Raw genomic sequence first — 21794 nt, forward strand, 5'->3', positions numbered from 1 at the left:
AGAGGAAGTGAGGGGAAACGAAAAATTTTGAATTTTGAATTCAAGCCGTTAATTCAAAACTAAGAACTCAAAACTCAAAACCGCGCTAAGACACCAGGGCCGGTTGGATGAGGTCTTCGAGGGTTTTGAGCAGGGTTTGCTCGTTGTAGGGCTTGGTAAAGTAGGCCGCCGCCCCCAGGCTCATGGCCAGTTGACGGTGTTTCTTGCTGCCGCGAGAGGTCAGCATGGCGACGGGCAGGTGTTCGTGATCGGTTTCGGCTTTGAGCCGGGCCAAAAAGCCGTAGCCGTCTAAGCGGGGCATTTCGACATCACAAATAACGGCTTCAACCGCCAGCCCGGCGACCAGTTTGTCGAGGGCATCCTGGCCGTCTTTGGCCTGGGCCACCTGATACCCGGCTTTTTCGAGGGTGAGGGCCAGCAGGCGGCGCACGTTAATTGAGTCGTCGATCAGCAGCACGGTGGGTTTGCGTATAGCGGTGCTGGTCTCGTAGCGCGGGCTGTCGCTCAAAAAGGCCGGAATGGCGGTTTCGTCCAGGGTGCTGGCACCGGAGGCTTCGCAGCTGGCAATCCAGTACAGCAGCTCGGCGGTATTGACCAGGGGCACCACCTGGCCATCGCCCATAATCGTGCAGCTGTTGAAGCCTTTGGGCATGGGCAGGTTGCCGACGACTCGGCGCAGGGCGACCTCCTGCTCGCCCCACGATCGCTCGATTTGCAGACCGACCCAGCGCTGGTTAGCCTGCACCAGCAGCACCGTGGGTTCAGAAATGGCGGGGGCGGTCTCCGGGCTTTCGATCACCACGGGGCAGTTAAAGTGGAGCCAGTCGGCCAGGCGCACCAGCTGCACCAGCTCGCCGTTCCACTCAAAGCTGTCGCGACCGGCGGTGGTGAGAATGGCGTCGGGGGGGAGGGCAAAAATTTCTTCGATCGCATCGACCGGAAAGGCCATCCGCATGCCCCGGCTTTCGACAATCAGCACCCGCGTCACCGACAGGGTAAAGGGAATAGAGATCGTGAAGGTGGTGCCGACGCCGGGCTGGGTGTCGACTTGAATGTCGCCGCGAATGTCTTTCAGCTTGCTGCGCACCACGTCCATGCCAATGCCGCGCCCCGAGAGGTCGGTGACTTCGCTGGCGGTGCTAAAGCCCGGCTCAAAGATTAGCGACAGCAGCTCCTGGTCGCTAGCGGCGGCGAGTAACCCCTCATCGAGGCCCATGTGGCGGGCGCGATCGCGGATTTTCTCCACCGCAATGCCGCCGCCGTCGTCGCGGATGGTAATGATGGTGCGGCTGTTGTGCTGCTGGGCCGAAATGGCGATTGTACCTGTGGTGGGTTTGCCTCGCTGCTGGCGGGTGGCAGCGTCTTCAATGCCGTGGTCAAAGCAGTTGCGAATGATGTGCATCAGCGGCTCCTGCAGGGCCTCCAGCACGTTGCGATCGACCAGGGTGCGATCGCCCTTGAGCTTGAGTTCCACCGGCTTGCTGTACTGCAGCGACATCTGCCGCAGGGAGCGGGGGTAGCGATCGAAAATATCCGCCAGGGGCCGCATGCGCAGCTGGGTGAGGTTCTTTTGCAGCTGGCGCGAGGTTTTGCGCAGCGTGCGGGTGGTCTGCTCGGTGCCGTCGAGGGAGAGCTCAATGTCGGCCCCTACCTCCTGCAGCTGAATAATGGTTTCGATAATTTCGCGAAACGGCAGGTGCAGGTCGCGGTAGTGGTCGAGTTCAAGCACGTCAAACTGCTGACGCAGGGCACTTTCAGCCGTTAGCGCCACAATTTCGGAAGCGTTTTGCAGGGCCGGGGCGGCGGGCAGCAGGGGGCGGCTAGTATCCTGGGTGGCAACGGTGTCGTAGGCGGCCCGCAGGTCGCTGTTGACCTGGTCAAGGGTGCGCATGCGGGTTTGCAGAGTGCCAACCAAACCCCGCAGGCGGCTGACTTCTAGCTCTAGCCGGTGGCGCTCAATGGTCAGTTCGCCAAACAGGTCGCTGAGCTGATTAATCTGCTTCACCGGTACCCGCACGGTGCTGTCGTTGTCGGCATCGTCGGTGTCTGCGGCGGGGGTATGGCCATTGGTTGACCAGCTAGCGCCCTGGGCTGCACCCCAGTCAACGGTGGCAAACTCGTCGAGGCCAGGGGTATCTGGCCAGCTAGTGGCCCCGTCCATGTGCCCGTCGAGCGTCCCGTCCAGTTCCCCGTTGGTGACGTGGCTAACGGCGGCCAGGTCTGCCGATTCGTCCTCAGTCAGCTCATCAATGTCGTCAATTAGGTAGTCGGCCTGCAGGGCGGGCTCGTCGGCGAGCGGCCAGAGGGGGGCGGTTATTTCGCCGTCGCTCAGGCTGGGAATTTGGTCACCATAGGATTCGATTGCGATTTCTGTCGCAATTTCTGTCGCGACTTCGGGCGCGACTTCGGGCGCAACTTCGGGCGCAACTTCAGGCGCAACGGCTGCCGTCGCCTCAGGGGCGATCGCCATCTGGGTCGGCAGTTCGGCCAGGTGTCCCGTGAGCACCAGAGCCTGGGCTCGTCGCCAGACCGCCAGCGCCTCCTGCACAACGGGCACCAGGGCCTCGTCAGCGGCGGCTGTCACCTGATCGGCCACCGACCGGCAGAGGTTGACAAAGCTTTGAATCTGGAGCATTTCGCCCAGGCCGCCCAGCTCCTGGGCCAAAATCTGCGCCTCCTCGCGCAGGCAGGGCGACGGCCCGGCCAGCACCTCCTCCAGCCGATTCAAACAGCCCTCGACCTCGCTCTGAAACAGTAGAGGAATAATATCCTGGCCCTCCTCCGGCGAGAGCATGGAGTAGGCGTCTTCATCGACCGGGTCGCCCAGGCGATCGTGGAGCTGCTCAAAAATAGGGCTGGCGTGCTGCTCAACCCACCGCTCATCGACCGGAGACTGGTGCGGGGTGCCGTGGCTGAGGCACTGACGCTGCCCCACCATCACCTGGCTCAGGCAGTCGACCGCCGCCAGCAGCAGCTGCTCCAGGCTGGGGTCAACCTCGACTTTGCCCCGCTGCACTTTCAGCACTTTGAGGCTGTCTTCGAGGCGGTGGGCAAAGTCGCTGAGCAGCTGAAACCCCATCAGCGCTGCCCCCCCTTTGATCGAGTGGGCGGCCCGCAGCGCTTCGTTGATGCTGCTGGCCTCAAAGGTTTGGGTCAGCCCCATCAGGTGGGTGCCGAGGGTTTCGAGATATTCCTGGGCTTCGTCGAGAAACTGAAGCCGAATTTCAAGTTCCTTTGCGTCGGACATGGTGGGTAGAGGTAGGGATTGAGGGTTGAGGATCGAGGCGTGGATGGTCGGGGAGTGGGGAGTGGATGGGTAGGGAGTGGATGGGTGCGTGGGTGCGTGGATGTTCAAACTCACCTACCCGCCTACCCGCCTACTCATCCACCCATCTACCCCTCTACTCCTCTCCGGTCTTAAAGGTGCCAACGGTAGCCTGGAGCGATCGCGCCACATCCACCGTCTCGCGCAGGGAGGTAGAGATGTTTTGAGACGACTGAGAGGTGCGGGTCGACTCGGCGGCGATCGCCTGCATGAGCTGGGTAACCGACTCCGAGATTTCGACCTGGGAGACCGTGGCTTCAGAAATCGATCGCACCAGGGTGTCAATCTGCTGGGAGACATCGAGGATGCGGCCCAGGTTTTGCTTGGCGTCTTCGACCAGGCGGGTACCGGCTACAACCTCGGTAGTGCTTTGATCCATCGCGTCAACCACCTCGGCGGTTTCGCGCTGGATGGTTTCGACAATTCGCTCGATTTCTTTGGTGGCTTCGGCGGAGCGGGCGGCCAGTTCGCCCACCTCTTCGGCAACCACCGCAAAGCCCTGGCCCTCTTCACCAGCGCGGGCGGCCTCGATACCGGCATTGATGGCTAGCAGGTTGGTCTGCATGGCGATCTGGTTAATTAGCGAGACCGCCTTAGAAATTTGCTGCGACGACTCGCCCAGGCGCTTCACTTTTTTGGAGGTTTCGCCAATGATTTCCCGCAGGGTGAGAATGTTTTGCACGGTGAGATCCATCGCCTGACCACTGGTTTCGGCGGTGGTAGAGGCGCTGTTGGCAACCAGGGCGGCCTGCTGAGCACTGCTGGCCACCTGCTGAATGGAGGCCGTCATGGCTTCGACCGAAGCCAGGGTTTGGGTCACGTCGTCGGCCTGGCGCAGCGCTTCGACCGCCAGGGCCTGAATCGCCCCTTCGTTTTCGCCCAGGGAAGCATTCACCTGCTCGGCGGAGGTTTTAACCTTGGTCACAATCTGGCGCAGGCTTTCCACAATCGAGTTGAAGAAGTCGGCAACGGTGCCAATTTCTCCCGCCGTGACATCGGCGCGCACGGTGAGGTCGCCACGGGACGCCCCTTCCACCTCGCTGAGCAGCTCGACCAGCTGCATTTGCAGGGCCTCTTGCTTTTGGCGACGCTCCTCGGAGAGGGCTTCGGCCTGGGCGTAGAGGCGGGCCTGCTCTAGGGCAAAGCCCAGCTGAATCGCCACCTGACGGACGAAGTTGATTTCCATCACATCCCAGTTGCGAGGACCGCTGCACTGGTGAGCAATCAGCAGACCGATCAGTTCCCCATTGGTGAGAATGGGGGCGACCAGGTTGGCCTTGACGTTGTACTGCTCGAGCTGGCGCAGGTGGCACTCGGTGAGCTCGGCCTCGGCCAGGTTGGGCACTGCCTGCACCCGGCCCTGGCGGTATTGCTCGATGTAATTTTCTTTGAAGCAGGGGTCGTAGAGGTCGTTGCCAAGCGCGGTAGCCCATCCCTGGCCCACCGACTCGGCCACAAACGTGCCTTTCCAGGTTTCGTCAAACTGGTACACAACGACGCGATCGCTGCTCAAAATCCGCCGCGTTTCGGTAACGGCGGCGCGGAAGATGCGCTCTTCGTCGAGGCTTTCGCGCAGGCGGGAGACGATTTCGTTGATCTGGCGCTCGCGGGCGGCGGTCAGCTCTTGCTGCTTCAAGAGCTCAACCTGGTTGAGGGCAAAGCCCAGCTGAATCGCCACCTGACGGATGAAGTTGATTTCCATGGCCTCCCAGTTGCGGGGGCCGCTGCACTGGTGAGCGATCAGCAGACCGAACAGCTCATCGTTGATCACAATGGGGGCGACCAGGTTGGCCTTGACGTCGTACTGCTCAAGCTGGCGCAGGTGGCACTCGGTGAGCCCGGCCTCGGCCAGGTTAGACACCGCCTGCACCCGGCCCTGGCGGTATTGCTCAATATATTTTTCTTTGAAGCAGGGGTCGTAGACTTTGTCTTCGAGGGCGGCGGGCCAGCCTTGCCCCACCGATTCAGCGACAAAAGTACCTCGCCAGGTTTCGTCAAATTGGTACACACTCACGCGATCGGCTTGCAGCGCCCGACGGGTTTCGGTGACGGCGGCCCGGAAGATACGCTCTTTATCCAGGCTTTCGCGCATGAGGGAGATAATTTCGGTGATCTGGCGCTCGCGGGTGGCGGTAGATTCTTGCTGCTGAAGCAGGCGGGCCTGGCTGAGGGCATAGCCAATCTGGAGCGATACCTGCTGGATCAGGTCAATTTCATCGGGAGTCCAGTGGCGGGGGCGATCGCACTGGTGTACGCACAGCAGACCAATCAGTTCATCGCCCGCCAGCAGAGGAGCCACCATATTGGCCATCACCTCCAGCTTTTCGAGAATTTCGCAGTGGCAGTCGGAGAGCTGGGCCTCCTGGCGGTTGGTCATCGTTGTCACTCGCCCGGCGTAGTAGCGCTCCAGAGCCTCAGGGCTGAGCGGGTCTGCAATGGTTTGGCCCACGGCCCGCTTCCAGCCGCGCCCGATCGCCTCGGCGGTAATGTCGCCACCCTTAAAGTCGGGGTGAAAGCGGTAGATCAGCACCCGGTCTACCTCCAGCACGCCCCGCAGGCCTTCTACCGAGGTGCTGAGAATGGTTTGCTCATTGAGCGACTGGCGGATGCGGCTGGTCAGATCGGCCAGCAGGTTGGCCCGAGCGGCGGAGTGCTGCTCTTTTTGACCCTGGCGACGCAGCAGATCTTCAGATTCGGTGACGTTGGCGGCTAGCTGGTTAAAGGCCTGGGCGACTTGGCCCACCTCGTCCCTGGCGTACACCTCGGCGCGGGCCTGGCGATCGCCCATGCCAAAGCGCCAGGCGGCCTGCTGCAGGTTTTTCAGCGGACGCATGACCGATCGCCCCAGCAGGGCGGCAATGCCCACATCGGCAGCCAGGGCCAGCAGGGCAATCAGCAGTTGTATGCGCAGGCTGTTGCCAATCAGCGTGTTGAGGCCGGTTTCGGAGGTGCCCCGCACCATCACCGCGATCGGTACGCCGTTAAAGTCTTCGATGGCGCGGGCGGCCAGGGTGTAGGTGGTACCGTCAATGCGATCGCGGCGGGTTACCTCCTGGCCTGGCTGGGCGGCGGCCTGATCGATTAGGGTGGGCGCGTCGAGAGGCACGTTGACCTTGGCCACTTCGAGATCGGCGTTATCGCCAGCGTAGAGGGCGGTAGCCAGGTCAAACTTGCCCTCGCTGTTGCGCTGGTACAGGGCGCTGTAGCCGTTGCCAAAGGGCGCGATCGCCCGCTTAGGAATGGTGTCTTTGCCGTTGACAATGTCACCCGAGACGAGCGCCCCCACCACCTGGCCCGAGGCCGGGTCGCTGACGGGGGTAACGGTGTAGCGAATCAGCGCATCCTGGTCGGCAAAGCCGGCGGGCAGGGGCGGAGCCTCATTGCGCAGCTCATCCCAGCTGACAATGGCGCTGGCTTTGACCTGGCGAGGGTTTTGCAGCACGGTGCCAACCAGGCCGTTGGGGTCAAACTGCTGGCCCCGGCGATCGCGGTTGGCGTTGGCAATAATTCTCAAATCGTCGCCCACCAGGGTGGCGTACTCAATGTTGCGGGCCTTGATCTCATTCTCTAGAATTTGCTGCACCGCCGCGATCGAACCGGGGGGGATGGCTTCGCCACGAGCGTAGGCTGCCGCTGCCTCGACAATGGCGCGGTTGTCGGACTGACCCCGAAAGCCAAACCCCATCTGGTCAATCTTGATGTTGTACTCAATGCCAGAGACGGCCAGCTCGGACTTGGCCTGGTTGAGCAACTGGCTGCGCCCGCCCGCCACAATCAAAAGTGACCCTACACCCATCAGGCCCACCACCGAGATTAGTTCGGAGGTAAACAACCCCGCCAGCTGCTTTTGCCGCACGCTGAGGTTGCTAAACCACTGGATCCAGCCCCATCGGGCTGGCTTCGTAATTTTGATCGCGGTTTTCGCATCGGGGCCGTAGGCCACCCCACGGTAGATCAGCCCGCCGGCTTTGTTGTCTCCGGCGCTGTTGTCTCCGGCGGTGCCGACCATAGCGTTTTGACCATTGACCACCCCATTGTGTAAGGTCGGGTCTGGCTCTTCGGCAGCGGCGGCGGAATAGGGTCGAAAGTCTGTGGTCATGGGTCAACTACCTTAACGAAGTGGGCTAGACGTGGGTTGAATAAAGGGAAGTAAGGGTTAGGGTCGCCGCATCGATCGCGCTGGCGGCCTCGAAGTTAGAGATGCTGAAGCAATCGCTGATGGTAAGGAGACACAGCTAAACGCTGCTCAAGCTATGGTCTAGGGGCAATATTTAGCGCCAAGTTCAGAGCCCGTGTGAGCCTAGAGAGCCTGTAGGGCCGGGGCGCGCAGCAGGGCTTCGCCATCTAGCCCCAGCAGCACTTCCCCCTCTTGCAGCACGCAGCCGCGCAGAAAGGGCACCAGCCCCGGAGGTACATGGGTGGGGGCCGGCTGCAGGTGCTGATGCGGCAGACTGAGAATGCCGTCGATTTGGCTGACCCGCAGCCCCAGGGTCACCGTGCCCACCTGGAGCAGCACCAGGTTGTACTGCTGGGAGTTGGGGTAGGCGGTGGGCAACCCCAGCAGCAGCGCTAAATCGACCACCCACAGCACCCGGCTGCGGCGATTGATCAGCCCCAGCATGGCGGGGGGCATGTTGGGCATGGGGGTAATGCTGGCCGCTGGCGTGGCGATCGCCTCCTGCACCTGGCGAGTCGACAACAGCGCGGACTGACGGCCCAGGCTAAAGCGCAAATAGCTGTGGGCTAAAGGGGCCAGCGACTGGGTGGCGAGGGCCGCCCCAGCGGTTTGGGTCGGGCCGAGCGATAGGTTGCTCATCGGTTGACCCTCAGCATGGTCATCACCGCCTGCACTAGCTGGTCGCGGGTGTAGGGCTTAGTCAGGTAGACATCGGCCCCCTGGCGCAGGCCCCACAGCCGGTCAATATCTTGGTTTTTAGAGGTGCACAGCACAATCGGTACATGGGCGGTGGCGGTCTGCTTTTTGAGACTGCGGCAGAGCTCAAACCCGCTCATGCCGGGCATTACCACATCGGTAACAATCACGTCGGGCAGGTGCTGGGCGGCTTTGTCGAGGGCCTCCTGGGCGGTTACAGCACAGACCACTGTGCAGCCGCTGTCGCGCAGATAGTGCACCATTAGCTCCATCTCGGAGGGAGTGTCTTCAACCACCAAAACGGTGCCTGCTAGAGTCGCTTGCATCATACATTTACCTAAAGAATGGGTAGGCCCCTACGACGACGACTGATCAGACCGTTGCATCAACAATCGCCGCTCGGGCTGGCAGAAATTCGCAATTACTCGGTGCTCCAGACCCACCACGTCACGGCCCGAAGAACATCAGGCAGCACAAAGACTAGGTGGATCAAACTCAGGCCGTCAAAACTAGTGTGAGGCTCGACGGGCAGTACATGAGCTATACCAAGTCCGGCTTGAGATTTAGAGTTCTTCCATCGAAAAAACTCCAGTGCTGGACCTGAATTGGGTTTAGTTCAAATACTTAAAAATAAATTTGAGCAGATCGGATTGATTGAATGGTTTGGTTAAGTAACCCGATGCTCGCACCAGTTTGGCCTTAGCGCGATCGATAAATCCGGTGTTGCTCGTCACCATAATAATCGGGGTGTTCTTAAAGTCAGGGTGACGACGCAGCAGCGAGCAAAGCTCGTAGCCATCGAGACTGGGCATGGTGACATCGAGCAAGATCAAGTCGGGCTTGTTTCGAATGACCTGCATCAACGCCTTCACCGGGTCATCGATCATAATGACCGAGAAGATCTTGTCGTCTAAAAAGCTGTTGATGGCCTGTAGCACGGTGGGACTATCGTCGATACAGGCAATGGTGTAGTGAGTTTTGGTTCCGAGTCTCACCGGGCTAGCACCCGCACCAGCCTCCCCAGCACCTTTGGCCACGGCTGGTGCGGCACCTACGGCAGGGGCAGCCGTTAGGGTGGCTGCGCCTAGCTTTTGGTAGCCGCCGTTGAGCTGGTTAAGGCCGGTGCGACGCTGCTTGAGTCGGGCGTAGCATTCTTCTACTGTGGTGCGCAGGTTGAGTTGACAATAGCGGGGGGCGTTGCCCAGACTGTTGCCTTCTACCAGTTCGTAGCTGCCCTGGCGCACCTCCAAGAAGGCTTCGAGCACTTCTTTGGAGAGCGTTTCAACCAAGGTTGAGGCCTGGTTTTGGTGCAGATGCTGCTGCTCGACCAGCCAGCAAATAGCTTGGTAATCGGCCAGGTTGGTGGCCGCCTGCTGTTCAAACAAAAGCCGCACCTGTACGCGCACGGCGCTGACTAGCGATGGCACCTGTACACTCAGTCGTCTGAGGTGGCTATCCAGCCGCTCAAACGCCCGGTCGGCCGTAGAAACATAGTTGATTTGCCCCTGATCCAGGCATAGCAGCCAGGTGTTAGTGGGGGTGATGACCTGGAGACAGCCGGTCACCTGCCGACTACTTACCTGGGCGAGCAGGCTAAGGGGGTGCAGTGGGGTGGGAGAAGGTGATGCCATGGGAACGGTGTTCAAGAGCGATGGTTGCATAGCGGTTCACTACAAAAAGGGAATGCACGGTGAGTGGTAGACAGCATGGGTGGCTCAGATGTGCGCTACCCCAAGGGCATCGCCGCGCTGGGCCTGCTTTGAAATGCGACAGCGCACAGGTGCTGCTAAAACGCGTTATAGATATTACTCAGCTCGGCCATTAGGTCAGCCAGCTGCCGCTAGAGTGGCGGCGCGATCGCCTTCAATACCTCTTATTTCCAATGCCTTTCGCCTCAGCTCAAAACTCGATCTCACCTAGAGGCCTAAGATGGTTTTCACCAATGGCGACAGACGTTTGGCGGTAGAAACTTGATGCTAGAAGTGGCGATCGACGCAGTAGCGGTGAATGAAGTCTTTGAATAAAGCCCTGTGGGTTTAACCCTGGTTAAACCTGTCTCAGATTGGCCACGATTTGGCAACCAGTTCTGAAACGGTAGATGCGGCAGTGGAAATGGCTAGGAGCTTAGAGCTCTCGCCTAATCTGGGGGCTAGATAGGGAGATAAATCAGAAAAAATCTGATATTAAGCTCGAAATATAAGAAATTAATTGAAAAATGATCGATAGTCAGGAATGAAGCGCTAAACCGTTACCTTTGTAATTCGATGATAACAGATTGAAGAAGTAGAAGTATAAAAAATAAATGAATGATAGGAATTGATATTGCCTCACTGTAAAGTGAAGGTAAAGGATTTTGATATCACGTTTTTGTGTTTGGCCGGAATCGAAAATAGCTAAATTCATTAGTCAATGGCCTGTATTTTATTTTGCCATTGTAAAATTCAATCTCAGGCTGAAGTTGAAGCATCAAGTTATGCGATCGCCATGCTTTGCGCCCGTCTACAGCAATTCTGCGCGAGTAAGCTGCGCCCCAAAGATTCCCCCCTGCCCCCCTTAGCCAGGGGAATCGAGTGAACCTGTGATGGCAAGAGTCTAGGAGGATCGAATCTTCGTTCTGATGTGCCTCACTCGACAGAACTTGCGGGGTGGGGCAGCCGTTGGCCTGCCGCTAGGCCAGCGATCGCAGCAATGTCTGAATCTTGCGGCGCTGCTGGGCAGCGAGCGTAGCCGGAAAGCTCAGCTCTAGTACCAGGCGGGGCTGGGTACGATTGAGGGTCGGCAGCTCCATGGCCTGGTTGACCTGGGCCACCAGACTTTGGGCCGTAGGCAGCTCAGGGCCAGCCGGAAACAGCAGCCCTACGGTGGGCAGGGTTTCGAGCAGGGTGGCGCGATCGAGTTCTGAGACATTCTGCACCTCCAGGCGCAGGTCTTGGCTACCCATTTCGACCACGTGGGCCAGGTAGCTGTCGCCGTGCCAGCCCTCCCAGGCTAGCTCGACGGGGGCCTGCACCTGCTTGCGCATTTTTAGTCCGGTAGCCGGTTGCAGATCGGTGAACACGCGCCAGAGGGTGGTGGCAATAAACTGCAGCGATCGCAGCGGCTTATCCACCTGCTGGCGAGTCTGCGAATACCATTCTTTGACGTCAGAAAACAGCACCAGGGTGAGATCGTCGGCCTGGCTGGGGCTGAGGTTGACAAAATCCATCGCTAGCTCGGTTTCCAGGCGGCTAGTGGCCGTAGCTCGCACAATTTTGGCTTCGAGCAGGGCGCGACCGTCGTAGTCACCCACCAGCTCCACCCACACCTGGTCGGCCACATTGGGCCATTCGTCGAGAATGACCTGGGCACCGCTTTCACTCACGTCGATGGTTTTGCCCGGCCAGCTCTGGCCGTCGCTGTGAATAATGGCCGTGAGCTGCCGGGGCAGGCGGTGGGCGCGGCGCAGCTGGGGCTGCTCCAGCGCTACCAGGCAGGCGGCCAGCACCAGCACCAGGTTAAAGCCGCACCATAGGGCGTTGATCAGCACCGCCTGGGTATCTTCGGGGCTGAGCAGCAGCCAAAAGGGCACCGCCACCAGGGATGCCGCCGTCAGCAAACCCAAAATCAGCAAATACCGCACGCTGTTGGCGTCAAAGGTGCGCTGGTTGACCACCAGGCCCTTAGCCGTCACGTTGAAACTGCCCAGCTTGGGGTTGACCAGGGCCAGCAGCGTCACAATGCCCGCCTGAAACGACATCGCAAACTCGTAAATTTCGTTCCAAAACGAGAACCGCACCCGCTTGTAGGGAATGTGGTTGGTCTGCATCGACAGCACAATGTGGGGCAGCGCGTAGAACAGCGTTTCAATGCCCAACCCCTTCACCGAGTTAATGCTAAATAGCAGAAACAGCGTCGGGGCCAGGGCATACATGAGCCGAGGAAAGCCAAAGAAAAAGTGCGAGGTGGCGCTAAAGTAGCAGACCCGCTGGGCCACCGACAGCTTGAGCTTGCGGTTAAACAGCGGGTTCTCTAGCCGCAAAATCTGGGCCATACCCCGCGCCCACCGCACCTGCTGGCCCACGTAGGCCGAAAACTTCTCTGGAGCCAGCCCCGCCACCATGATTTTGTCGTAGTAGATAGTGCGGTAGCCCAAAGAGTGCAGCCGCAGGGAGGTGTGGCAGTCTTCGGTGACGGTTTCGGTGGCAATGCCGCCCACCTCTAGCAGGTGACTGCGCCGTACCACTGCCGCCGAGCCGCAAAAGAACGCGGCGTTCCAGGCGTCGTTGCCCTTTTGCAGCACCTTGTAGAACAGCTCGTTGCCCACGGGCACCTGGCCCTGGGTGAGCAGGTTGCGCTCAAAGGGGTCGGGGTTATAAAACCAGTGGGGCGTCTGCACCAGGGCCACGGTTTGGTCGAGAAAAAACCCCACGGTTTCGGTCAAAAAGCCCCGCACCGGAATGTGGTCACAGTCCAAAATCAGCACCAGATCGCCCGTCGTGCGCTCCAGGGCCGTGTTGATGTTGCCCGCCTTGGCGTGGTCGTTGTTGTCGCGGACCAGCAGCTGCGCCCCTAGCTCATCGCAGAGGGCCTGTAGCTCTGCCCGCCGCTCGGGGTACTTGCGGCCGTCGTCGAGCACGTAGACCTGCTTTTTGGCGGCGGGGTAGTCCATGGCGACAGAGGCCACCACGGTTTTGCGCACAATCTCCACCTCCTCGTTGTAAGTGGGGATGTACACATCGACCGCCGGCCACTGCTCCTGGGGCACAGTGGCCAGGTCTACGGGCCTGCGATCGCGCAGCCGCAGCGTCTGAAAGTACGACAAAAACAGTGTCCCCAATGCGTACATCTCAGCTGCGTAGAGCAGCAGTGAGAAGGTACCATCCAGCGGAGTGTCAAAGTTGAGCGTGTAGCGGGTGCGGTAGTAGAGATAGCGCAGGGTTGTGAGGCTGCTGAGGGCAACCATAAACAGGTGCAGCCGTTCGCGATCGCCGCTGCTGCGCGCATGGCCATCCTCCAGATTCAGAATGCTGTAGCCCAGGGCAATCAGCAGCGCCGCCACAATGCCCTGCTGCCAAATCGCCGGATGGGCCAGCAGCAGCGGCTTGGTCAACAACCCCAGACAAACCAGCAGCAGCAGCAGTTGCCACTGACTCAGGTGCTGGGTCAGCGCATAGGCGCGATCGGGCAGGGTTTTAGTCAGCCAGTGGTGGAGGGGTGGGGTGGGGGGGTGGAGCATGGGGAGTAGATGGGTGGATGGGTAGGCGGGTAGGCGGGTGGATGGGTAGGCGGGAAGTGCAAAATTCAAAGTGCAAAATTCAAAATTTTGAATTTTGCACTTTGAATTCTCCTATTCCCCGCTGCGCCGCATGGCCGACTGCGCGGCTCCGTAGAGCAGCAGGGCCAGGGCCACGGTGGCGGGTACGATGAACATCCAGTTGTGGCGGGTGACTTGCCACAGCCAGGGGTAGGGAGTAGTGGTGGCGAGCTGCACCTGGGGCGACTGGCGCAGGGTGGCCAGGCGGTAGTCGGCACTGATGTAGGGGTCGGGGTTGGGCACCTGGGCGCTGACCAGTACGGTGTCGCCTTCGATTTGGTAAAAGAGGGGGTCGTGGCGCAGCAGGTCGGTAACCTGGGCGAGGCCAATGTCGTCGCGGCCGCTGAGGGCCAGCACCACCCGCTGCGAATTCCAGGGCGAAATGACCGATTTCATCAGCCCTTCGCCGTCGGGCAGGGGCTGCACCTGGGTATTACCCCACTGCCGGGTGCCGCTGCCCCGCAGGGCGAAGCCTTCCTCGCTGAGCAATTCGGGCAAAGGGAAGCGGGACTGGGGGCCGATCGCAACCAGGTTCTTTTCGTCGCGCGCGGTCTGGGGCAGATCGCCCGGTTGATAGACGGCGAGCTGAACCGAGTCGGCCGCACTCAGGCGACCCAGGCGCTCGGCTAGCTCCAGCAGTACGGTGACATCGGTGTTGGTGGGAGCATCGGGCAGAATTACTGCCGTGGTGGAGAGATCCTGCGGGGCGGTGAAGGGGTAGCCGGTTTTGAATAGATCTAAATCGGGCAGGTGGGTAATGGCGGTGCGCTTGAGGCTAAAGCTGGTGTCGCTGTGGATGGTGCCCCAAAGCTGCTGATCGGTGACGCGGCTGCACGATCGCCGCTCGCGAGGGTCCAGTCGAAAGTTGACCTGGAGCTTGGAGGTGGGGGTAACGCGATCGCCCGGCAGATCAACCTCCAGGGTGCGGCGGTTAGCGCCTTTTACCTCCGTCAGCCGTTCTCCTGTAATTGAGACGCCGTCTAGCTCCACATCTACCAGGGAGGTGAGCGGGTTGATCTGGGGGCCATAGCTGTAGGAGAGGCGCATTTTGCTGCCGCGCAGCAGGCGATCGTCGGGCAGTGCCTTAAAGTCAATTTCCATCGCTGGCGAGTGGGAGCCGCGCACGGTCACTTCGTCTAGGGGCTGGCGATTGGGGCCGGTCAGGTCGGTGAGCAAAAAGTCGTTCTCTTCAGGCAGGTAGCCGGGCCACTGGCGGGGCGGCAGCGGCGGCAGCTCTGCCGCCTGGTTGACCACTACGCCGTGGCCGGTAGCAATCTGCTGGTCCTGGGGCTGCACCAGGTACTGCACGGCTTTGGCCACGCCCGCCTCACCGTTTCCGGTAATCACCAGCACGGGCGAGCTATCATCCGCCGCCGTCGCCCACATCAGCAGGCCCGACTCCGGCGGAACGGGCTTGCCCGCATCATCTACAAACTTGCCGTCCTTGAGAGCAAAGGGCAGGGTTAGATCGGCCAGGGCAGGCTGCTGGGCCGGGGTACCCAAAATCACCAACCGCTCTTCGGCGGCTAACTCCTCCAGGTTCCTCACCAGGCGGGTGTCGAGGGGGCGGTAGAGGGCGGTGCGACCCAGATAAGTTTGCAGCCGCGCCGTAGCCGTCAGCCAGGGACTGTCTGCTTTGATGGGTTGCAGGTAGGCGACCCGGTTGGGCTGCAGGCTGAGGGTGTCAAACAGCGGGTAGGGAAACTGGCTGAAGTCGGGGGTTACCGCCTGGGGCTGGTAGTCAAACACCAGCTTGGAGTCGGGCAGCACCTCGGTCCAGAGTGAGGGGTCGAAGGGGTCTTGGGTACAGGTGGGGGAGTTGTTTTGCAGAGCGGCCAGCACCAGCTCGTTGTCGTCTTGCAGCAGGTCGGCGGGTACTTCTAGCACCGCATCGCCAATTTCGCCCATGGGCTGGTTGAGGGGCAGGCTGCCAATGCTGGTGCCGTTGATCAGCACCGTCAGGTTAGAGCGGGTGGCGTAGAGGGCGGCGGAATGGCGGTAGCGCAGCAGCACCTTGACCGATTTAGCCGTCCAGTTGCGGGGGCGGGTAAAGTGCAGCCGCTGTTCGTCGTAAATGCCGCTAAAGCGCAGGCGGTTGCCCACCACCGGGCTGCGGTTGAATTCCAGCACGTACTGGCCGGTTTCAGCGGGGGCAATTACCGGGGCCGCAGGTAAGCTCGTTGGCAGGGTGATCTCCGCCAGGGCAGGAGCTTGCTCTGTGGTGGGGGAGGCATCCTGGGCGAGCAGGGGTTGCCCGGTGATTAGCAGCAGGGTGGTGAGGTAGAGGGCCAGACGGCGGCGGGCCAGGTGAGAGAGGGAGGGAAGAGAGGGGGGGAAGGGCATGGGAGGGGGTGGATGGGTAGGTGGGTAGGTGGGTGGGCGGGTAGGCGGGTGGATGGGTGGATGGGTGGGCGGGTAGGTGGGTGGGTGGGTTAGGAAGGAGAGCCGGTTCCTGAGCGAAGTCGAAGGAAAGGTGGTTCCTGAGCGAAGTCGAAGGAAAGGCGGTTCCTGAGCGGAGTCGAAGGATGGAGCAGTCTGCTGGTTGTTAAGGGTTGCAGAGGCCGCCGATGGTTTTGAGGCGATCGGGGGAGACGTCTAGGGGGAGCAGGCCAAACCAGGCCAGGTTTTGGGTGTAGTAGGCGATGTCGTTGTCCCAAAAGCCGTCTTTGTAGGTGGGCTGAATTTTTTGCTGCAGAATTTCGGCGGCGATCGCAGGCTCGACTCGGGTCAGGGCCAGGTAAACCAGGGCGTAGTGGGCGGTCGATTCGTAGCTGGTTTCGGCACTGCCGTCGAGGGTGAGGCGGGCGGGCAAGCGATTATCTTGCTGCCAGCGGCGAGTTAGTTCGGGGGTGCGGGCTTCGAGATACGCCTGGGCGCGGGGTTCTTCAAACCAGGCGGCATCTTGAGCAATGCGCCACCAGACTCGAAAGGCGTCGAAGCTGTAGCGGCTTTGCAATGGGTAGTCGAGGGGGAGCTGGCGGTAGGTGCCCGTGGCCGGGTTGTAGGCGATCCAGTCGGGAGGGAGGCCGGTGGCAGAGAATTCTGACAGGTTATCGAGCATGGCGTAGCCGCTGTCGATTAGGCTGTTCCAGTCGTGGTCGCGATCGACTTCGGCAAACAGGCGAAAGCTGGCAGGGGCAAAATACGACGGGTTGAGAATGACCTGGTCGGGCTCCAGTCGAAAGGCTTCGGCGGGGCCGGGAATGAGCTGGCGGGTGCCGTCGGGTAGTTCCACTGTGCCGTGCTCCCAGATGTCGGCCAGCAGGGCGCGGGCGTCTTCGAGGTACTGGGGGCACGACCAGCGCCGAGCGGCCAAGATTAGCGCGGTGGCGGCGTCGATGTCGGCATCGGTGGCAAAGTTCGCATCGAGGGTGCCCCAGGAGTTATCTGGGCGCTGGCCCCATTTCCAGGCCCAGAGCAGGTCGGTTGGCTCGCCCGCTTCATCCAGGCGAGCGAGGTTGTTTTTGGCCCAGCTGTAGGTGCGATCGAAGGTGACAGGGTCGTTGATGGCGACGGCCCGCAGCATGGCATAGGCCTGGCCTTCGGAGACGGTGCGATCGCTGTCTTCACGGTCAATCACCCGGCCATCGTCCTGAATGAACCGGCTGCGGTAGGCTTGCCAGCTTTCGATCAGCAGATCGTTTTGGGGGCTTTCAACGGGCAGGTTTAGGGCTACTTCCGCGGTGTTGAGGCAGGCGCAGGCGGCGCTTTGAGTGGTGCAGCTGGGCGCGGCGGCTACCAGCACCAGAGCCAGGGGCAGTATTGTCAGCAGCATGCGGGTCTGAGAACGCCGCAGGTTGAAGAGTCGCAACATGGTAGTCACCGTGGGGGGTGGTGGGCGGGTGGATGGGTAGATGGGTGGATGGGTGGATGGGTGGATGGGTAGGCGGGTGGGCGGGTGGGGCGTATAACTTTGATTTCGGGCTGGGTTGCGTAGGGGCAAACGGCGTTTGCCCGGTCTAATTGGGGGTTAGCGAGGCGGATTTGGGGTTAGTAGCGCTCCCAGGCGGGTTGAAAGCCTCGGCGGCGCAGCAGGTCGAACTCTACGTCCTGGGTGCGCTGTTGGAGGTTAATGGGGGCGGCTTGGGGGGGGAGCTGTCGGAGCTGGTCTAGGGCCGTGAGCTTTTGGTCGTCGGCGATATTGAGTTCTGCGATCGCGTACCGAGCTTCCCAGTAGTCAGGATCTAGCGCTAGCACCTGGTCGTAGAGGGTGCGGGCGGCGGTCAGGTTGCCCTGCTGAAACTGCACCCCAGCCAGGGCTGCCAGGGCACCGAGATTCTCCGGTTCCTGAGTGAGTACCTGCTGGTAGGCGGCGGCGGCTAGCGGTAGGTCGCCCTGGCGCTGGGCCAGCTCGCCCTGGAAGAAGTACACCGTCAGGTCGTCGGGGTTAGCGGCGATCAGCGATTCCATCTCGGCCTGGGCCTGGGTGGGGTTGGTTTGGGCCAACAGCTCAACCGTTCGCCACCGCAGCCAGAGGTCGTCGGGGCGCTGGGCCAGCAGGGTTTGGTAGAGACTGGCGCGATCGCCGTCGGCCGGGAGCGCACCAGCCAGCTCAAACAGCTCTGGGGGCGGATTCTCTAAGGTTTGGGAGGCCAGCCAGCTCTCTAAGGTTTCGGCGGCGGTGGCAGCGGTGACTTGCCTGGTGCGGTAGGCGAGGAGGGCGTAGCCGAGGGGGTAGTTGGTATTGTCGGGGTTGGCCGCGATCGCCTCTAGGTACACCGGCAGTGCCGCCTCGGGCTGACCCTGTTGCGTCCGAACGAATGCCAGTCCCCGCAGGGCTTCGGCGGTGGCTGAATTGCTGGGCTGAGCCGCAAGGATGGTCTCATAGCGGCGGGCGCTGGCCTCCAGGTCGCCTAGCTGGCGCTCTAGATCGGCGACCAGCAGCTCGGTGCCCCAGTCGTTTTGGCCGGCGTTGGTGGCGCGGTAGCGGGTCAGTGCATCGCGAGCCACTTGCAAATCGCCCTGGCTGAGATAAATTTGGGCCATTCGGTAAGTCAGTAAGGGGGCATCTACCGCCGCTGCTACGGCTTGGTACACGGGCAGCAGCGCCGGGTCAGGGTTGTCCAGCCGCACCAGGGCGGTGGTTATGGCCCGCTGCTCGGGGGCGGAGCTGGGCGGCGGCGACAGCAGGGGCAAAAGCTGCTCGGCTACGGTAGCGGCAGTTTCGGTGCCCAGACTGTAGGCCAACAGACCCGCTTTCACCCTCAGGCTGGCGGTGCTGGGGTTTTCTACCGCTAACTGCTCAAACATGGCCAGGGCGAGGGCTTCAGTGTCGGGCCATTCGCTCAGCACGTCGGCCACCTCACCGCGCAGGCCATAGCTGGGGGAGGTGGTAGCGTCTAACGCCTGCTGGTACAGCACCGTCGCCTGCTCAAATAGGGATGGGTCGAGCTGGCGACGGCCGATCGCGCTGTAGGCGCGGGCCAGGGGCAGGCGAGCTTCAGGCTTGCCCACCAGCGGAGCCAGTAGCTCTAGAGCCCGCGCTGTTTGGCCGCTGGCATCGTAGGCGTTAGCTAAGCCCGTGCGAATGCCCAGGGAGAGGTCATCGGTACGGCCCGGCTCTCTCAGCTCAGGTTCCAGCAGGGCGATCGCCCCTGCTGCATTCCCCGTCTCCTGCAGCGCCAGCGCGTAGGCGGTCAGCGCCTCGGCTGGAATCGTCCCCGTCTGCCGATAGCGGTTAAACAAGGCCAGAGCACCGGCATAGTCGCCGCTAAAGGCGTAGATCTGCGCTGCCCCCAGCAGGGTTTGGGGGGATGGGTTGCGCCCTAGCAGGAGGTCGTAATCGGCGAGGGATTCTGCAAAGCGGCCCTGGTAGCCATAGAGCAACGCTCGCTGGCTAAGAGCTGCAATATTGTCAGGATTTTGGCTCAAAAGCCGGTTTAAAGCGTTAATGCCGCCGAGTTGCCACTCGGGTCGGTAGCCGCCCAGTTCTCCCAGGGCGGCCAAAGCGGTGGTATTGTCAGGACTGACCTGTAGCACTGCCTGGTAGGCGTTCCAGGCATCGGCATCGCGGCCCGCCCGCTGGTAGGCGGTCGCCAGCCCCAGCCGGGCCTCAGCCGAGTTGGGTTGCTGGCGCAGGGCCGCCTGAAAGGCCGCAATCGCATCGTTCACCCAGCCGCGATCGAGCAGGGTATAGCCCTGGTTGGTTTGGGGCGATCGCTGGGCCAGGGCAGCGGGGCTAATCCCAATCTCTAAACCGCTTATGAGAGCCACCGTTAGTAAAGACGCTAGCGGCAGCGAACGCCTTGGGCTGCCGACTGTCATTCTTTGCTTCATTCCGCTGCCCTCCGCAATGGGTTCCAGATCAGGTCGTAGCGCACCCGAAAGCCCAGGTAAGTTTCGCTAAACGCATTGCGCTGCTGCACACTCACCCCGGCCCGCAGGTTGTCAATAATTGGGGCGTCGTAAAACAGCTCCCACACGTCAGGCACGGGGCCACCGCTGGCCTGGCGCAGCTCGTTGTTGGAGAGCTGGCGACCGTAGCCCAGCCCCAGGCGATCGCCCGGCATAAACACATCCAGCCCGTTGACGCCGAGGCTGTAGGTCTGGCCGCTGACCCCCAGGGTTTGGTTGGTGTACCAGCCGTAGCGGCCAAAAAAGCCCAGTTTGAGGCTGGGGATAAAGGCCTCAGCGTTGAGGCCAAAACCCGTCTCGCGATCGCCCGGCAGGGGGCCAAACTGGCCGTTGCCCCGGTCAATAGCAAAACTTTCGCTAAATCCGTCGCGGCGGCCCCCGTCGGTCGAGGTGACGTAGGTGCCCCGCACAATGGCGTTGCCAAACCTTACCCCCACTTCCCCAGCAAATGAGTCGAGGGCAAAGTTGCTCAAGCTGCGGCTCGACGAAAAGGTGGTGGCAGTCAGCGACAGCGCATCCACGGGGGTCCAGTTCACCAGGGCACCGGGGCGCGAGGCCACATTCACCGTGCTCAGGGCCGGGTTGGTTTGAAACACCGGGTTAAAGAAATGGGTCAGCGAATCCTTGGCAAAGCTGTTGCGATCGAGGTACGAGGTCAAATCCATTAGCCCCACCGTGAACCGCAGCTCGCTCAGGTTGGCGGGCGAGGCCGTCAGGTACAGCTCGCTCAGGCTGAGGCCGGTTTGGTCTGTGTCAGAAAACGCCTGCCCGGTGCTCAAGTCTACGGTGGCCCCGGCAAAGACTGAGGGGCTGAGCACATAGATGCCCCCCGCCCGTAACCGCGCCGACCCCTCGCTGCCCTCCTGCAAATAGGCTGCCTGCACAAACACCTCAGAGCGCTCGGCTGGGGCCAGAGTTGCCTCGGGTTCGGTCGGTTGGGCAATGTCCTGGCTAATCGGTGTAGACGCTGAGCTGTCGATGGGCTGCAGGGGGTCGGGTGCGATCGTATTCGCCCCGACTGTATCTGTCCCGACTGTACTCGCCTCGGCTGTACTCGCCTCGGCTGTACTCGCCTCAGCTGTCTCGGTCTCCCCAGGCGTTTCATCGTCCTCGCCAGCTATTGGCAACGGTGTTGTTTGAGCCAGCATGGGATTCAAACTGAGCGTCGCTAAGTCTGACTGAGTCCGCTGTAGGTGGCCAGGTTTGTTCTTTAACCGAGTTTTTGGGCTAAAGGCATGGCTTTCTGTAGAAAATTCTTCTGTAGACCAGCTGAGCCTAGCCAGGTCGCCAGCCACCCCATTGTCCTCAGGCAAATCGCTCTGGGATAACTCGCTCAAAGCGAGATTCTCCGCTGTTAACTGGTGGTCAGACAGCTCGCTACCCCAGGCGTGGGGGGCGATGCTAAACAGCGCTGTTGCCAGCACTATACCCGTAGCCGCGCCAGGATTTAGCGCACATCGCAGCGCTAACCAAGCACCTATAGAATGCTCCATAAGATACTCAAAATATAAGTTGGATCAAAATAAGCACGAAAGATATATCGGGCCTTCTAAAAAGCCAGAAATAAAGACATAGATGGAGTGCGTCATTAAGCTGTCAACACTTCTTGAGCGAATGCCATCCAGCACCGTACTATTTGATTCGAGTGAATCAAAATAATCAGAAATTTTAGACTGTGCTGATACTTTGCGAGTAGTGCGGTTGTCTAGTTCTCAAATCACTGGATGAATTGGCTCAGGTGATGACGTTTCTAAATGCCTAGAAAGATGACTAAATTCACGTATTCATGGTTTAGATGAAGAAAGCTGAGAATCAAGTGCAAGCATCTAGTGATGCGGTAACGATGTCAGGACGATTTCAGCTCAGGTAAGGTTGAGGTTCAGGCATAGCGCTACCTCCTCCTACAGATATATTTGTCATCGTCAGGATAAAATGCCAAAAAAGTTTTG

General features: G+C 60.7%; 10 protein-coding genes. All 10 read right to left on the minus strand.

Annotated features, from left to right (window positions below; translation table 11 throughout):
- Window positions 1-85: 85 nt before the first annotated feature.
- Window positions 86-3247 (minus strand): hybrid sensor histidine kinase/response regulator, encoded by a 3162-nt coding sequence (locus IQ265_RS21845; protein ID WP_194057480.1) that lies wholly within the window; start codon window positions 3245-3247, stop codon window positions 86-88.
- A gap of 154 nt (window positions 3248-3401) precedes the next feature.
- A complete protein-coding gene (locus IQ265_RS21850; protein WP_194057482.1) occupies window positions 3402-7424 on the minus strand; it encodes a GAF domain-containing protein in 4023 nt (1340 codons plus the stop codon).
- Between the two features lie 201 nt (window positions 7425-7625).
- Window positions 7626-8141: a chemotaxis protein CheW gene (locus IQ265_RS21855; RefSeq protein WP_194057484.1), complete on the minus strand. Its 516-nt coding sequence runs from the start codon at window positions 8139-8141 to the stop codon at window positions 7626-7628.
- Entirely contained in the window at window positions 8138-8524 is a 387-nt protein-coding gene (locus IQ265_RS21860; RefSeq protein WP_194057569.1) for a response regulator, read from the minus strand. Before IQ265_RS21860 ends, IQ265_RS21855 begins: the two co-directional genes overlap by 4 nt.
- 285 nt (window positions 8525-8809) lie before the next feature.
- Window positions 8810-9829 (minus strand): response regulator, encoded by a 1020-nt coding sequence (locus IQ265_RS21865; RefSeq protein ID WP_228038273.1) that lies wholly within the window; start codon window positions 9827-9829, stop codon window positions 8810-8812.
- Window positions 9830-10866: 1037 nt separating this feature from the next.
- Window positions 10867-13413 (minus strand): UDP-forming cellulose synthase catalytic subunit, encoded by a 2547-nt coding sequence (gene bcsA / locus IQ265_RS21870; protein ID WP_194057571.1) that lies wholly within the window; start codon window positions 13411-13413, stop codon window positions 10867-10869.
- A 111-nt stretch (window positions 13414-13524) separates the two neighbouring features.
- Window positions 13525-15834 (minus strand): cellulose biosynthesis cyclic di-GMP-binding regulatory protein BcsB, encoded by a 2310-nt coding sequence (locus IQ265_RS21875; RefSeq protein WP_194057488.1) that lies wholly within the window; start codon window positions 15832-15834, stop codon window positions 13525-13527.
- A 202-nt stretch (window positions 15835-16036) separates the two neighbouring features.
- A complete protein-coding gene (locus IQ265_RS21880; RefSeq protein WP_228038275.1) occupies window positions 16037-17305 on the minus strand; it encodes a glycosyl hydrolase family 8 in 1269 nt (422 codons plus the stop codon).
- A gap of 176 nt (window positions 17306-17481) precedes the next feature.
- A complete protein-coding gene (locus IQ265_RS21885) occupies window positions 17482-19704 on the minus strand; it encodes a tetratricopeptide repeat protein (protein ID WP_194057489.1) in 2223 nt (740 codons plus the stop codon).
- Between the two features lie 59 nt (window positions 19705-19763).
- Complete coding sequence (locus IQ265_RS21890) at window positions 19764-21338, minus strand: porin (protein WP_194057491.1); 1575 nt, start codon at window positions 21336-21338, stop codon at window positions 19764-19766.
- Between the last annotated feature and the right edge of the window lie 456 nt (window positions 21339-21794).

It is taken from the genome of Nodosilinea sp. LEGE 06152 (genome assembly GCF_015207525.1).
Lineage (GTDB): Bacteria > Cyanobacteriota > Cyanobacteriia > Phormidesmidales > Phormidesmidaceae > Nodosilinea.

Bases quoted from the DNA above. Each gene is read 5' to 3' on its own strand.
- IQ265_RS21845 (WP_194057480.1), bottom strand. From the start codon at position 3,247: ATGTCCGACGCAAAGGAACTTGAAATTCGGCTTCAGTTTCTCGACGAA.
- IQ265_RS21850 (WP_194057482.1), bottom strand. From the start codon at position 7,424: ATGACCACAGACTTTCGACCCTATTCCGCCGCCGCTGCCGAAGAGCCA.
- IQ265_RS21855 (WP_194057484.1), bottom strand. From the start codon at position 8,141: ATGAGCAACCTATCGCTCGGCCCGACCCAAACCGCTGGGGCGGCCCTC.
- IQ265_RS21860 (WP_194057569.1), bottom strand. From the start codon at position 8,524: ATGCAAGCGACTCTAGCAGGCACCGTTTTGGTGGTTGAAGACACTCCC.
- IQ265_RS21865 (WP_228038273.1), bottom strand. From the start codon at position 9,829: ATGGCATCACCTTCTCCCACCCCACTGCACCCCCTTAGCCTGCTCGCC.
- bcsA (WP_194057571.1), bottom strand. From the start codon at position 13,413: ATGCTCCACCCCCCCACCCCACCCCTCCACCACTGGCTGACTAAAACC.
- IQ265_RS21875 (WP_194057488.1), bottom strand. From the start codon at position 15,834: ATGCCCTTCCCCCCCTCTCTTCCCTCCCTCTCTCACCTGGCCCGCCGC.
- IQ265_RS21880 (WP_228038275.1), bottom strand. From the start codon at position 17,305: ATGTTGCGACTCTTCAACCTGCGGCGTTCTCAGACCCGCATGCTGCTG.
- IQ265_RS21890 (WP_194057491.1), bottom strand. From the start codon at position 21,338: ATGGAGCATTCTATAGGTGCTTGGTTAGCGCTGCGATGTGCGCTAAAT.